Source organism: Empedobacter falsenii (assembly GCF_019308355.1).
Lineage (GTDB): Bacteria > Bacteroidota > Bacteroidia > Flavobacteriales > Weeksellaceae > Empedobacter > Empedobacter falsenii_B.
Genome location: NZ_JAAGKM010000001.1, coordinates 55,571 through 68,941 on the forward strand (window position 1 = coordinate 55,571; position 13,371 = coordinate 68,941).

A 13,371-nucleotide genomic window follows, 5' to 3' on the forward strand; every position below is an offset into this window, starting at 1 on the left:
ATAAATTAAAGGTTTATATTTGTATGTAAACCATTATAAAGAGCGAAGTTGACAATTATCACGTTTTTTATATGACAAACCTCATCATTCGAAATGGATTTAAAAAATACCCATAAAAGTAAAATTAACGAGTATAAATTGTCAACAGACGTATTTATCGCTCAAATAGACAACTTTACAGCTTCTACAGACACGATTCTGAAAGGAATTGACAAGCGTTATATACAATTCTATTTTTGTACAAAAGGTTCGCTGACATTTAATTTTAATAATGGTATTTATAAAATCAATTTGAACGAAGGAAAAAGTTTTTTGTTTTATTATCCAACATTAGATATTCCATTATCGTTAAATATAAATGCAGAAAGTAAGGTTTATATTGTGGTTTTGTCTATTCATAAATTACATCAATTGTTTGCAGAATATCAAATTCAGAATAATTTGATTTCGAGCATGACGCAAGAGAAATTTTATATTGAACGCGAAATTGGGCCAGCGATAAAATTAGTTTTGAATCAAATTGAACAAATGAAACTTTCTCCACAATTTCAAAATTTATTTTTGAATGGAAAAATGTACGAATTGTTCACGCTTTATTTTTCTGAAATCGAAAATCAAACTGAGCATTGTCCTTTCTTGAATGATGAAAATGAAGGAAAACGAATCAAAGAAATCAAAGATTATTTATTAGCTGATTTTAAAAATCCTCCAACCATCAAACAACTTTGCGAAAAATTTTCGATCTCGGAATATCATCTGAAAGAAGGTTTCAAAGAACTTTATGGAACAACTGTTTATGGTTATTTATTGGATAAAAAACTGGAATATGCGTTGCATAAATTAGAAGAAAATCAACAAATGGTAAAAGATATCTCGTTTGAAATTGGTTACGAAAATCCATCTCATTTTATATCAGCATTTAAGAAAAAATACGGCTTGACACCTAAACAATACATTAAACAATTTCAGTAAAAAATTTAAGAATTGTTAATCTTAATATCATTTATAAATACTTATTTTTGTCAAATATTTATAAATAATTATGAGAAAACTTTTACTCCTTTTATTTCCTTTTGCCGCTTTTGCCCAACAGCCAGCTTATTATGAAGGGATAGATTTTAAACAAAATGGAAAAGCTATAAAAGAAGAATTGCATAATTTAATTAATGCAACTCATCATGCTGTAAGCTATACGCCGGGTGTTTGGAATATTTTAGATAAATCTGACTTAGATTTAGATTCTCAAGGCCGAGTTTTGTTAATCTATGGTTTTACAGATAACTCTACCATTTATTCAGAACAACGTACGCGCGATGTGAATAATAAAAACAATACAGGCGGAAACGCAAACGGAAAATGGGAACGTGAACATGTTTTTCCTAAATCATTGGCAAATCCTGTTTTAGACACGAGATATCCGGGAACAGGTACAGATGCACATAACTTACGCGCAGTCGACAGACAAATCAATTCTACAAGAAGTAACAATGCTTACCGCGAAAAGTGGACACAAGACGTAACTGGTCAGGCTAAATTAATAAATGGTGGTTTTTATCCCGGTGACGAATGGACTGGTGACGTTGCACGTATTATTATGTATATGTATGTACATTACGGAATGGAAACAGATCCTCAATTAGTTGCGTACAACAAAACAACCAGTAATGATGACAGAATGCCGGATATGTTCTTGAAATGGAATGTGCAGGATAAAGTATCTGAATTTGAGAAAGTGCGAAACGAAATTATTGCCGAAACACAAGGAAGTCGAAATCCATTTATTGATAATCCGTATTTAGCAACGTTGATTTGGGGAGGAGATAAAGCCGAAAATACTTGGACTGAATTATCTGCGAACGATTACAATTATCAACAAACGCTTGTAGAAGTTTTTCCTAATCCAACAACAGACAAAGTAAAGATTAATGCTAAGAATTTTGATTATGTGAATTTATATGATTTTAACGGTCGTTTACTTGGAATTGAATTAGGTTCGGAAGTTAATTTGAAAAATTATCCAGCTGGAATGTATATTTTATCTATTCACCTAAAAGATGGAAACATCGTCACAAAAAAAGTGATTAAGAAATAATTTTAAACAAAAAATTCCAACTCTAAGAGTTGGAATTTTTTGTTTATTCATTTTAACAACCTTCATTATACATTACATCGAAAGAAACTACTTTATCATTCACTAAATAAAATTGTAGAATCGATCCATTATCATAATCTTCAACATTAAAATAACGAAAAGCTTTTGTTCTTTTATCCGTTTTATCATCATAACCATCGAAAATAGAAATATTCAGATTTTTATATTTATTAATTAACTCATCCAAAGATGAGCCAATTTTAATTCCAGATAATGTTTTAAGACTAGAATCCGAAGACTTTACACTATATACAGTTAAAGTAGAAGAACCTGCTGTCTCCTCACCATTTGTTGTCAATCCAACTTTATATGTTACTCCTTTAGAGACAATTGTTACATCACCATCAGGATAACCATATTCATTCAATTTTATTTTGAATTTTTGTCCAGTTAATTTTTCTAATTCAGACAATTTCATTCCAAGTTTTACGTCATTAATACGAGTTGTAGAAACTTGCGCTTGCAAAGCTATTCCAGCTACAAAAGCAGCTATAAAAAATATTTTTTTCATTTTTATGTATTTAGGTTTTAATCATTATTTTAAAGTGTACATTCTTCTGGGTTATAAGAACTCAATCTTATTGTTGTTACAATTTCATTTTTCAAAGAAAAAGTCAATATAACACCATTTTCTCTATCATCAATTCTAAATTCTCTGTTATTATTATTCGATTTATCCAAAAACACATTATATTTTGACGAATAAGCTTTCCACAAATCCTCCAACGTACTACCAATTCCAATTCCAGACAAAGTTTTGATATTTTTACTTGTTGTAGAAATAGAACTTAAATAGGTGTCATTTTCTGTTTTACTCAAATAACCACTTCTTATTTCGATTGTATAATCAATCCCTTTTAGGGTGACATTCGTTTCTCCTTCATCAACAATTGCAGCAATTTCTTCACCTAACAATTTCAACACTTCGAACGGACGCATACCAATTTTCAGTTCATTCATTCGTGTTGTAGAAATCTGACCAAATCCAACAACCGAAAGCAAGAAAAATCCTAATAAAGTTATTTTAATCCTCATAAATTTTATTGTTTAAATATCCCGATTCTGTCTCATCATCTTCAAAAATATCTTACACCGAAATATCATATTTTTTGTACACTTTCCATAAATCGTCCAACGAACTTCCAACTTTTATTCCTGATAAAGTCAAAAGTTTAGAGCTGACAGACGAAACCATACATACTTCGAATTGTTTTGTTTTCAAATTTTTATAGTACGAAATATGATATTTAATTCCATTCAACTCAATGTCCTGTTCAGGCATTTCTGCATTATTTACATCATAAAGAGCTAATTGATTTGGTGTTAAAGCTGCAACTTGTTTTTGCTTCATTTCGTACGAAATATCTCCAAATTTGGAAGTCGTTACTTTTTGAGCAAACATTATCGAAGTGAATAGCAAGAAGCACCCTAAAATTGAAAAAAATCGACTAAGCATAAGCATTAATTTGAGCAATATGTTTTACAATTTTTCCATTATCCAAAACCCAAAGTGCATCATAAACACCAGCTCCATCGCTATATGTACCGAACAAATAATATTGATTTAACTCTTTATTGTAAGTAAGTTTTGTTGCTGATAAATTCGCATTATATAAATTGATAAAATATTCTTTTGGAATGATAATTTCTTTTCCTTTGAATGATATTTTAAACGATTTGAATTCTGTTTGAGGAATCATTCCGTCCGAACCAAGAAAATCTTTTTCATCAATCGCATAAACAAAATCACCTTCCTTGAAAATTTTATGTTTTTTCGAATTAAATTCTTGCGTTTCGAGCTGAATGGTATAATCAGCAACCGAAAATTCTATTTTAGAATCATTGACTGAAGTTGGTGAAATAGTTTCAAAATCTTCTAACTTTTTGATTCGATCATAGTAAACAAAACCAGCTTTTTCAGGCTGATATTCAACTAAATACCATTTCGAGTTTTCTTCATCAGAATCAATTGGATAAATTGAATTTGAATTGACTTTAGCAACAATTTTAGACGAAATATTTTTATCATCTCTCACATTTGCAAAACCATCTTTATCTTGCACAATCCCAAATTGAGCTTGCACAAAATAGCCTAAAAAAGTAGTAAGAATGAATAAACTTTTTTTCATTTTTTGATTCGATTTTCTTGAAGTAAAGCTAACAAAATCTAAACCAAAAATTTTCACGAATTATAGTGATTTTACAAAATCGATATTTCTTTTCAAACCATCAAATTTTGTACGTTTTACAGGTGATTTCTTAAAAATTTCTCGAAAAACATCCTCTGTAATTTCTTCCCAATCTTTCTTCGAGAATTGATTAATTTTCTTATGACCAACAAAACGAGTTTCTTTCGTTGGCAACGAAAAACGATTCCATGGACAAACTTCTTGGCAAAGATCACAACCAAAAATCCAATCATCAAATTTTCCTTTCATTTCGGTCGGAATTTGATCTTTCAATTCAATTGTAAAATACGAAATACACTGACTTCCGTTCACTGTTTTATTGGGTAAGATTGCCTCAGTTGGGCAAGCATCAATACAACGCGTACATTTTCCACAATGATCAGTTTCAATTGGAGAATCATAAGCTAAATCCAAATCAATAATTAATTCGGATAAAAAGAAAAATGAGCCTTTTTGTTTAGACAATGTTAACGAATTTTTTCCTACCCAACCAATTCCAGCTTTTCTAGCCCAAGCATGTTCCAGAATTGGTGCTGAATCGGTAAAAGCTCTTCCGTTCACTTCTCCTATTTCTTCTTGAATAAAATCTAATAATTCGCGTACTTTTTCCTTCACGACAAAATGATAATCTTCGCCTTGCGCATACATCGCAACCTTGTAAGAATTTGGATTTCGATCTAAATTTTGGTAATAATTATACGCCAACGAAATTACAGATTTTGCTCCTTCGACCAAAATTCGAGGATCCAATCGCATATCAAAATGATTTTCCATATACTGCATTTCACCATGAAAATCATTCTTCAACCAAGCTTCTAAATGAGGTGCTTCTTCTTCCAAAAAATCAGCCTTTGCTATACCACAAGAAATAAATCCCAACGCTTCAGCTTTTTCTTTGATTCGATGGGACCATTTTATTTTGATATGTTCTTCTGTTGGAAGATGCATTAGTTAATTCGTAATTATGAATTTATAATTATTATATCGACGAGATTAAATTTTGTCATTCTGAATGAAACGTGAGTGAAATGAAGAATCTTAGATTCCTCCTAACGCAAGAATAATATGTCGTGTTAAGTGATTTTCTATTCGTTAGAATAAAAAAATCGGATCGAAACATATAAAAATTCTTCGACAAGCTCAGAATGGCAGCGAACTTAGAACAAAATTACAAATCAAACAAATCAGTTTGAGGTGAATTTTCGCCACGATATTTTACCCCAATATGCTTGTATGCTTTTTCTGTTGCAATACGTCCACGCGCAGTGCGCATCAAATAACCTTCTTGAATCAAATACGGTTCATAAACTTCTTCCAACGTTCCGCCATTTTCTCCAACTGCTGTTGCCAAAGTTGTAATTCCGACTGGACCTCCTTTAAATTTTTCTATGATCGTTGATAAAATTCGGTTATCCATTTCATCTAAACCATTATCATCAACTTTCAAGGCTTTTAGAGAAAATTCAGCAATTGATAAATCAATTTTTCCATTTCCTTTAATTTGTGCAAAATCTCGAGTCCTTCTCAATAAAGCATTTGCTATACGAGGTGTTCCACGACTACGACCTGCAATTTCTATTGCTGCTCTTTCGTCAATTGGTGTATCTAAAATACGAGAAGAACGTTCAACAATCGAACTTAATAATTCTACATTATAATATTCGAAACGGAAATTAATTCCAAAACGGGCACGAAGAGGCGCAGTTAATAAACCAGAACGTGTTGTTGCGCCAATTAATGTAAAAGGATTCAAACCAATTTGAACCGAACGTGCATTTGGTCCAGACTCGATCATAATATCAATCTTAAAATCTTCCATTGCCGAATACAAATATTCTTCGATAACGGGAGACATACGATGAATTTCATCAATAAAAAGCACATCATTTTCTTCCAAATTCGTTAACAAACCAGCTAAATCACTTGGTTTATCGAGAACTGGTCCAGAAGTAATTTTAATTCCAACACCTAATTCATTTGCAATAATATTTGCCAATGTCGTTTTTCCCAAACCTGGAGGTCCATGCAACAAAACATGATCCAACGCTTCGCCTCGAAGTTTAGACGCCTTTACGAAAACTTCTAGATTCTCGAGAATATGCGCTTGTCCAACAAAATCATCAAAACTTTGCGGACGAACAGTATTTTCGTGATTTAGATCGTCGTCTGGATAAAATTCTTTATCAGGATTTAATAAATCTGACATAAAATGATGATATAAATTATAATGATGATATTACGAAGGACAAATTAAATTATCCTCCGTACTTTTACACCTACAAAGAACGCAATATTTTTTTAGATAAAAAGAATTATGAGCAAAGGAATATTATTAGTGAATTTAGGTTCGCCCGATTCTACCAATGTTGAAGACGTAAGAACTTATTTACGCGAATTTTTAATGGATAAGAAAGTTTTGGATTCTCCTTGGATTATTCGTAAAACTGTTGTTGAATTATTTATTTTACCAAAAAGACCTGAAAAATCTGCTGAAGCTTACCGAAAAATTTGGACAAAAGAAGGTTCTCCTTTGATTGTTTACTCTAAAATTTTGAGAGATATGGTACAAAAACAAATGGATATTCCAGTTGTTTTGGCAATGCGTTACAAAAATCCTTCAATAGAAGCTGGTTTACAAGAGCTTTATGACAAAGGAGTTCGCGACATTTTGGTTGTTCCTTTATACCCTCAATACACAATGTCTTCTACAGAAACTGTTGCGGATAAAGTGCTTGAAATTCAGAAAAAAAGTTACAAAGACACTAAGATTAATTTCTTGAAAGCTTTTTACAATCATCCAGATTATATCAAGGTTTTAGGAGATTCTATCAAAGAAAAATTACCTGAGAATTTTGATAAATTATTGTTTTCTTATCACGGAATTCCAGAACGTCACGATAATAAAGCACTTCGTGCTGCAAAAGCGAGCAAATTACCTATTGAAACTTATCGTAATCAATGTTTTGAAACAACACGTTTGGTAACCGAATACTTGCAATTACCAGAAGATAAATATACCACTTCTTTTCAGTCTCGTTTAGGTCGTGACCCTTGGATTAAACCTTATACAGACCACATGTTAGAAGAATTTCCTGCACAAGGCGTTAAGAATTTAGCGGTTTGCACCCCTGCCTTTGTTTCGGATTGTTTGGAGACTTTGGAAGAAATTTCGATGGAAGGACAAGAAGAATTCTTAAAAGCTGGTGGTAAGCAATTTACATACATCCCTTGTTTGAATGATCGTCAAGATTGGGTGGATACATTAGTGAAATGGTTGAAAGGTTGGCAAAATAATTAAGAAAGGTTTTTAGCCTTACAAAATAAATTAGATATCTTTGTTTGGAATTTTTCAATTTTAAACAAAGATATTTTTTTTAAAATGAGACTAATTTTCTCAATTATATTTTTAGTCCTATCACTTTTTAGTTCGGCTCAATTTTTAGATACTAGTGGAAATCTAATTATTGATGGTCGAAAATATCTGAAATCCAAAGTGGATACTACAGGACGAAAATCGGGTTGGGAAATTTATGGTGCAAATACTTTAACCGTTAATCAAAATACCTTTTCCAATTGGATGGCAGGTGGTGAAAATTCGGTTTCACTAAATGCTAAAGCTGATTACGAATTTAATTTCCGAAAAAAGAAACACTTTTGGGACAATCGTTTTATTTTTGAATATGGTTTTTTAGACAATAAAACCAATGGAACGCGTAAAACTGCTGACAATCTAAATATCACAACTTCTTATGGATATTTGATAAAAGAAAAGTGGTACCTAACCTCATCACTTAATATTCGTTCACAGTTTTCTACAGGTTACAATTACGGAACAACTCCAAAAACAAAACTATCAAACTTATTTGCGCCTGCATATGTAACAATTGGGGTCGGTGCGAATTATACGCCAAATTCTAATTTTTCTGTCAGTTTTCAACCTTTAACATCAAGAACAACAATTGTAGCAGACAAAGATTTGCAAAAGAAAGGAACTTATGGTTTACGAAACGATGGAGATACGTTTCTTTTTGAAGTTGGAGCATATTTAGGTGGTCGATACAAAATGAAACTTTTTGATAACGTAACCTACGATAATAATATTGGAATTTTCTCTAATTATTCGAACAAATTTTATAACCTCGATATTGTATATGCTGGATTATTAGACATGAAAATTAATAATTTTATGTCCACACAATTAACCATCAATTTGATTTATGATGAAGATCAAGTTACTCAAACACAGTTTAAACAAGCCCTCGGAATTGGTTTAACTTATAAAATAGATAGTACCAAGAAAAAAGATAAAAAGAAACGTCGAAAAAGAGAAATCCTCCCTTATTTTGATACATCTGGCATTTCACCAGTCAAATTACCTAGAGTAAAACTGGATAAACACAACTATGACGAAGTTTTCGATAAAAATACAATTGACGAAAAATCAACATATATTAAATCAGAATCCATATTTTTGGAGTAAGTTTATATAAATCAATCAAATCTATATGAAAAAAATTTTATTTGTATTAGCAATTTTAGGAAGTGCTATAACTTTTGCGCAAACAGTAAAAGATGGTAAAGTAACTACTGATAGCAAGCGCTATTTAAAAGATCAAAAATTTGATGGTCGTCAACCAGGATGGTTCGTTTCGGGAAATAATTCACTTTTATTTTCTCAAAGTGCATTCAGTAATTGGGTTGCAGGTGGTGTAAATTCGTTTGCATTAAACGGAAATGTTGATTATGAATTTAATTTAACAAGAGAGAAACATATTTGGGATAATCGTGTTGTTTTAGGATACGGAGTTCAAACCAATAAAGGCGAAAGTTCTCGCAAAACAAATGATGTGATAGACCTTACTTCTTCTTACGGATACAGCATCGGAAATCATTGGTATTTAGCTGCTTCTATGAATTTCCGCACACAATTTACAGATGGTTTTGATTATTCAACAGATCCAAAAACGAAGATCTCAGGCTTAATGGCTCCAGGTTATTTAAGTTTAGGATTAGGTGTTGATTACAAACCAAGCGAAAATTTTCAAGTTAATATTCACCCATTTACACCAAGAATGACTTTTGTCTTAGACAAAAATTTACAGAAAAAAGGAAACTTTGGATTAAAGAATGATGGCGATACAACTTTATTTGAATTCGGTGCATATTTAGGTGCGCGATACAAACTACAAATTATGGAAGGAATTTCTTATGACAACCGTGTTGGAATCTATGCAGATTACCTGAAAAATTTCGGAAATATGGACATTGCTTATCAAGGAATTTTGGATATGAAAGTGAATAAGTTTGTTTCGGCACAAGTAAGTTTGAATTTACTATATGATGAAGATCAAATCAAAAAAACACAGATAAAACAAACACTTGGAATCGGATTTAATTACAAATTTGATAACACTCCACCAAAAATAGAAGAAGCTCCAGCAACTGCATTTATGCAAGAAGCACCAATTTTCGAAGAAAAAGAAGAAACTGTAGAAGTAGCAACAAATATTCTGAAAAGAGAACCAATTCTTAATGAAACAAAATTAGTCACTCAATAATATTTTCAACCTGCTTTTAATAAGCAGGTTTTTTATTTTTCTTATTTTTAAAGCTCAATAGAAGAATAAAATGACAAAAAATATTTTCGGCGCACTATTACCACAAATTTTAATGATTGTTTGGGCAGCTTTCGAGTTTTACCTTGGGTTCAACAACGAACAAAATAACCGCATCATTCTTAGCGCAATCGTGATATTAATCTTCGTTATTTTTACAATTATTACATTAGTCAAAGTTATCAAATACCCTAACGACCCTACTTATTTGAAGAAAAAGTAATTTTTATGAATGTAATTCTTAAAACTGAACGATTAACTTTAAGACCAGTCACAATTGATGATACTGAAACAATTCATCAATTATATTCTATCGAAGAAGTTGATCAATACAACACGTTAGGAATTCCAGAAAATATAGAGGTTACAATTCTTCATGTAAAAGATTTAGTAAAATCTAATCAAGGAGAACAACCACAAGCTTATACTTTTGTTATCGAAAATGACAATCAATTTGATGGATTAATTTCTTTAAATTTAGGTAGGGCTAAATACAAGAATGCAGAAGTTTGGTTTAAACTTCATCCAGATTTTTGTAGTAAAGGCTTTGCAACAGAAGCTTTAAAAAAAATTATTTCTTTTGGTTTTAATACTTTAAATCTTCATAGAATCGAAGCTGGATGCGCAATTGAAAATATTGGTTCTTACAAAGTTCTTGAAAAAGTTGGAATGATTCGAGAAGCACATACCAGAAAGCTTCTTCCTCTAAAATCTGGTTGGGCAGATAATTATGGCTACGCTATTTTATCGACTGACTTACGATAAAAATTAAGTCATTGCAAACTCATTTTAGAATCATATCTTATTTGATAACAAGTTCAGCTTATCTACAAATTCTCCCTTAAATTTCGTAAACTTGTGTTATAAAACAACAAAAATGAAATTAATCGGTCCTTTCAGACAAATTATAACACTTGCCAATTTACCTTTAAAAGGTGCTATTCACGAAAACCAAGTCGAAGTTCTCGAAGATGGAGGAATTATTATTGATGATGAAACAATTGTAGAAATAGGAAATTTCGAAACGCTTTCTCAACAACATCCAACTATCGAAATTGAACATATCGAAACGGAACAAATTCTTCTTCCTGGATTTGTAGATTCGCATACACACGTTTGTTTTGGAGGAAATCGTGCCAAAGATTTCGCCATGCGTTTGGACGGAAAAACCTATTTAGAAATTGCCGAAAGTGGTGGTGGAATTTGGTCTACTGTGACAGAAACACGTAAGAAAACAGTTGACGAACTGAAAGATATTACGCTAAAACATATTGCCCAATTAGCTAAACAAGGAATCACAACTGCTGAAGTAAAATCTGGTTATGCTCTCTCTGTTGAGGGTGAAATTAAAATGTTAGAAGCGATAAATATGGCGAATCAAGAAAGTGAGATTGATTTGATTCCTACTTTTTTAGGTGCGCATATGAAACCAAAAGATTTTGAAGGTTCGAACAAAGAATATTTAGAACTTTTGGTGAAAGAAGTTTTTCCTAAATTAAAATCTGATGATTTAGCAAATCGTATCGATATTTTTGTGGAACAATCTGCTTTCTCTGTTGAGGAAGGCGATTATTTCTTAAACGAAGCAAAAAATCAAGGTTTTGATATTACGATTCACGCTGATCAATTTACAGCTGGAGGAAGTTATTTAGCTACAAAATTCGATGCTTTGAGTGCAGATCATTTAGAATTTTCAGGAGAAGAAGAAGTGAAAAAACTTGCCAATTCTGATGTTGTTGCAACTGTTTTACCTGGCGCTTCTATCGGTTTGGGAATGCAATATGCACCTGCTCGAAAATTGTTAGATGCTGGTTGTTGCGTTTCGATTGCTTCGGATTGGAATCCTGGCTCAGCTCCAATGGGAAATCTTCTTACACAAGCTTCTGTTTTGGCTACTTTTGAGAAATTATCAATGGCAGAAGTTTTAGCTGCAATTACTTTTCGTGCTGCAAAGGCTTTAAATTTAGCTGATCGTGGAACAATAGAAAAAGGTAAAAAAGCCGATTTTATCAGCTTCTCTACCTTCGATTATCGTAATATTATCTATTATCAAGGACAATTACAACCAACAAATGTGTGGAAAAATGGTGCGTTGATTAATCAATAGTGTAAATATTATCAGGAGTGATGGTGTTTGTCGGCGTGTAAATTAACCAATCGGTAATCATTTCTTGCGGATAAAGACCTTCATCTCCTTCATTCAAACCTTCTACAGCATAAGGACGATTCAAACAAACGCCAAAAATTTCGTTGTTCTCATTGATTCCGTACACATCAAACCAAATGTGTTCCTTATTCATTTCATGATCGACATCAAATCCTAATTTAATTAAAAATCGATAATAATTTTCTTCATCTGCTTCTGGATTAAAATATGTGTTAAATGCTTTTTTATACAATTCAAAACGTTGATAAGCCAAGGCTGACATTCGTTCCGTTTCCTGATCGCTGATAAAGAAAATCGGATTATCTGCAATTGTCGCCGCATAAACTTCTGGTGTCAATGTATGTCCTTCTTGCACCGCTAACAAAACGCCACAAGGTTCATAATTTTCGTTTTCTGGCTGACGTTCATTGTAACCTCCAGGAATTTTAGCAGGATAATCTTTCACCACATCTTCCCAACGTTTCCAACAAAATGTAATATCCAAACCATCATAACCAATATTAAATTCTTCATTTTCTGGCGAACGAAAATCTGGTTTGATAAACGCATTTACAATCATATCCAAAGCCGAATTCATCTGCTCTACTCCATCTTTGATGTTCAACATCTCCAACTCCACAGAACCGCAACGATGCAAACCATGCGTATGCATCCAATACACGCGATCGCCATTTTCATCCTCATCATAAACGCCATGAATCACATATAAATACGAAGGCGCAGGCGGAATTTCTGACTCTGCTGTCACTTTAGCCCATTTACCAGAAAGCAAACGATAAGGCATAAAATCGACAACAATAGACGGGTTTTCAACAATTGCTTGCATAATTTTTAATTGCAAATGAAAACTATCCAATGCATCATTTCCAAAATACATCACAGATTCCAAATAAAAATCTTGTTGCGTTGCAATTTCCATTTCTTCGTCCGAAATCATATTTCCAAAACCAAATTCAGAATAATCGTTACTTCTCGCATCCACAACATACAAATTCACATCAAATTCTTCCTCCAAATAAGACACTACAAGTTGATATTCTTGCTTTACAGCTCCATTTTCGTCTTTATCAATCTCGATAAGATCAAAATTGATTAATTGAAAATAATCGGTTGATTTTAGACTTTTTTCAATTGATTCTCTTGAAAATACAAAATCTTTCGACGAAGGAAAAATTCCCATTGTAGAAGGTAAACTCAATCCATCCTCTGCAATTCCTTTGTACAATTCTTGATTTGTCATAGTTATTT

General features: G+C 32.1%; 15 protein-coding genes. 8 read left to right on the forward strand and 7 right to left on the reverse strand.

Translation table 11 applies throughout. The features are described 5' to 3' along the window. Positions 1–93: 93 nt before the first annotated feature. Positions 94–972: a helix-turn-helix domain-containing protein gene (locus tag G0Q09_RS00330; protein ID WP_219033604.1), complete on the forward strand. Its 879-nt coding sequence runs from the start codon at positions 94–96 to the stop codon at positions 970–972. Between the two features lie 70 nt (positions 973–1,042). Further along, positions 1,043–2,092 (forward strand): endonuclease, encoded by a 1,050-nt coding sequence (locus G0Q09_RS00335; protein ID WP_219033605.1) that lies wholly within the window; start codon positions 1,043–1,045, stop codon positions 2,090–2,092. Between the two features lie 52 nt (positions 2,093–2,144). On the opposite strand, the gene G0Q09_RS00340 is transcribed toward G0Q09_RS00335, so the two are convergent. From G0Q09_RS00340 to ruvB, 6 genes are all read right to left on the reverse strand, one after another. Next, positions 2,145–2,663 carry a hypothetical protein gene (locus G0Q09_RS00340; RefSeq protein ID WP_052217554.1) on the reverse strand — a complete coding sequence of 173 codons (519 nt, stop codon included), beginning with the start codon at positions 2,661–2,663 and terminating at the stop codon, positions 2,145–2,147. A gap of 29 nt (positions 2,664–2,692) precedes the next feature. Beyond that, positions 2,693–3,187, reverse strand: coding sequence for a hypothetical protein (locus tag G0Q09_RS00345; protein ID WP_038332097.1), 495 nt, complete (start codon positions 3,185–3,187; stop codon positions 2,693–2,695). Positions 3,188–3,239: 52 nt separating this feature from the next. Next, positions 3,240–3,554, reverse strand: a complete 315-nt coding sequence (locus tag G0Q09_RS00350) for a hypothetical protein (RefSeq protein WP_219033606.1) — start codon at positions 3,552–3,554, stop codon at positions 3,240–3,242. A 46-nt stretch (positions 3,555–3,600) separates the two neighbouring features. Continuing rightward, entirely contained in the window at positions 3,601–4,281 is a 681-nt protein-coding gene (locus G0Q09_RS00355; RefSeq protein ID WP_219033607.1) for an SH3 domain-containing protein, read from the reverse strand. Between the two features lie 60 nt (positions 4,282–4,341). Beyond that, on the reverse strand, positions 4,342–5,289 hold the full coding sequence (gene queG, locus G0Q09_RS00360; protein WP_219033608.1) for a tRNA epoxyqueuosine(34) reductase QueG: 948 nt from the start codon (positions 5,287–5,289) through the stop codon (positions 4,342–4,344). A 220-nt stretch (positions 5,290–5,509) separates the two neighbouring features. Beyond that, entirely contained in the window at positions 5,510–6,547 is a 1,038-nt protein-coding gene (ruvB, locus tag G0Q09_RS00365) for a Holliday junction branch migration DNA helicase RuvB (protein WP_219033609.1), read from the reverse strand. 108 nt (positions 6,548–6,655) lie between these two features. On the opposite strand from ruvB, the gene hemH reads away from it, so the two are divergent. The 6 genes from hemH (at position 6,656) to hutI (ending at position 12,063) form a co-directional block, all read left to right on the forward strand. Next, complete coding sequence (gene hemH, locus G0Q09_RS00370; RefSeq protein WP_219033610.1) at positions 6,656–7,639, forward strand: ferrochelatase; 984 nt, start codon at positions 6,656–6,658, stop codon at positions 7,637–7,639. Positions 7,640–7,720: 81 nt separating this feature from the next. Further along, positions 7,721–8,821: a DUF3078 domain-containing protein gene (locus tag G0Q09_RS00375; protein WP_219033611.1), complete on the forward strand. Its 1,101-nt coding sequence runs from the start codon at positions 7,721–7,723 to the stop codon at positions 8,819–8,821. A gap of 25 nt (positions 8,822–8,846) precedes the next feature. Continuing rightward, complete coding sequence (locus tag G0Q09_RS00380) at positions 8,847–9,899, forward strand: DUF3078 domain-containing protein (protein ID WP_219033612.1); 1,053 nt, start codon at positions 8,847–8,849, stop codon at positions 9,897–9,899. A gap of 70 nt (positions 9,900–9,969) precedes the next feature. Continuing rightward, positions 9,970–10,179, forward strand: a complete 210-nt coding sequence (locus G0Q09_RS00385) for a hypothetical protein (protein ID WP_125348759.1) — start codon at positions 9,970–9,972, stop codon at positions 10,177–10,179. A 5-nt stretch (positions 10,180–10,184) separates the two neighbouring features. Further along, a complete protein-coding gene (locus G0Q09_RS00390; protein WP_219033613.1) occupies positions 10,185–10,721 on the forward strand; it encodes a GNAT family N-acetyltransferase in 537 nt (178 codons plus the stop codon). Positions 10,722–10,833: 112 nt separating this feature from the next. Next, a complete protein-coding gene (gene hutI / locus G0Q09_RS00395) occupies positions 10,834–12,063 on the forward strand; it encodes an imidazolonepropionase (RefSeq protein WP_219033614.1) in 1,230 nt (409 codons plus the stop codon). Here the strand turns inward: hutI and G0Q09_RS00400 are convergent. Continuing rightward, positions 12,053–13,363 (reverse strand): DUF4026 domain-containing protein, encoded by a 1,311-nt coding sequence (locus G0Q09_RS00400; protein WP_219033615.1) that lies wholly within the window; start codon positions 13,361–13,363, stop codon positions 12,053–12,055. The two genes, hutI and G0Q09_RS00400, sit on opposite strands and share 11 nt — an antisense overlap. Positions 13,364–13,371 lie beyond the last annotated feature (8 nt).

Bases quoted from the DNA above. Each gene is read 5' to 3' on its own strand.
- G0Q09_RS00330 (WP_219033604.1), top strand. From the start codon at position 94: ATGGATTTAAAAAATACCCATAAAAGTAAAATTAACGAGTATAAATTG.
- G0Q09_RS00335 (WP_219033605.1), top strand. From the start codon at position 1,043: ATGAGAAAACTTTTACTCCTTTTATTTCCTTTTGCCGCTTTTGCCCAA.
- G0Q09_RS00340 (WP_052217554.1), bottom strand. From the start codon at position 2,663: ATGAAAAAAATATTTTTTATAGCTGCTTTTGTAGCTGGAATAGCTTTG.
- G0Q09_RS00345 (WP_038332097.1), bottom strand. From the start codon at position 3,187: ATGAGGATTAAAATAACTTTATTAGGATTTTTCTTGCTTTCGGTTGTT.
- G0Q09_RS00350 (WP_219033606.1), bottom strand. From the start codon at position 3,554: ATGTTTGCTCAAAAAGTAACGACTTCCAAATTTGGAGATATTTCGTAC.
- G0Q09_RS00355 (WP_219033607.1), bottom strand. From the start codon at position 4,281: ATGAAAAAAAGTTTATTCATTCTTACTACTTTTTTAGGCTATTTTGTG.
- queG (WP_219033608.1), bottom strand. From the start codon at position 5,289: ATGCATCTTCCAACAGAAGAACATATCAAAATAAAATGGTCCCATCGA.
- ruvB (WP_219033609.1), bottom strand. From the start codon at position 6,547: ATGTCAGATTTATTAAATCCTGATAAAGAATTTTATCCAGACGACGAT.
- hemH (WP_219033610.1), top strand. From the start codon at position 6,656: ATGAGCAAAGGAATATTATTAGTGAATTTAGGTTCGCCCGATTCTACC.
- G0Q09_RS00375 (WP_219033611.1), top strand. From the start codon at position 7,721: ATGAGACTAATTTTCTCAATTATATTTTTAGTCCTATCACTTTTTAGT.
- G0Q09_RS00380 (WP_219033612.1), top strand. From the start codon at position 8,847: ATGAAAAAAATTTTATTTGTATTAGCAATTTTAGGAAGTGCTATAACT.
- G0Q09_RS00385 (WP_125348759.1), top strand. From the start codon at position 9,970: ATGACAAAAAATATTTTCGGCGCACTATTACCACAAATTTTAATGATT.
- G0Q09_RS00390 (WP_219033613.1), top strand. From the start codon at position 10,185: ATGAATGTAATTCTTAAAACTGAACGATTAACTTTAAGACCAGTCACA.
- hutI (WP_219033614.1), top strand. From the start codon at position 10,834: ATGAAATTAATCGGTCCTTTCAGACAAATTATAACACTTGCCAATTTA.
- G0Q09_RS00400 (WP_219033615.1), bottom strand. From the start codon at position 13,363: ATGACAAATCAAGAATTGTACAAAGGAATTGCAGAGGATGGATTGAGT.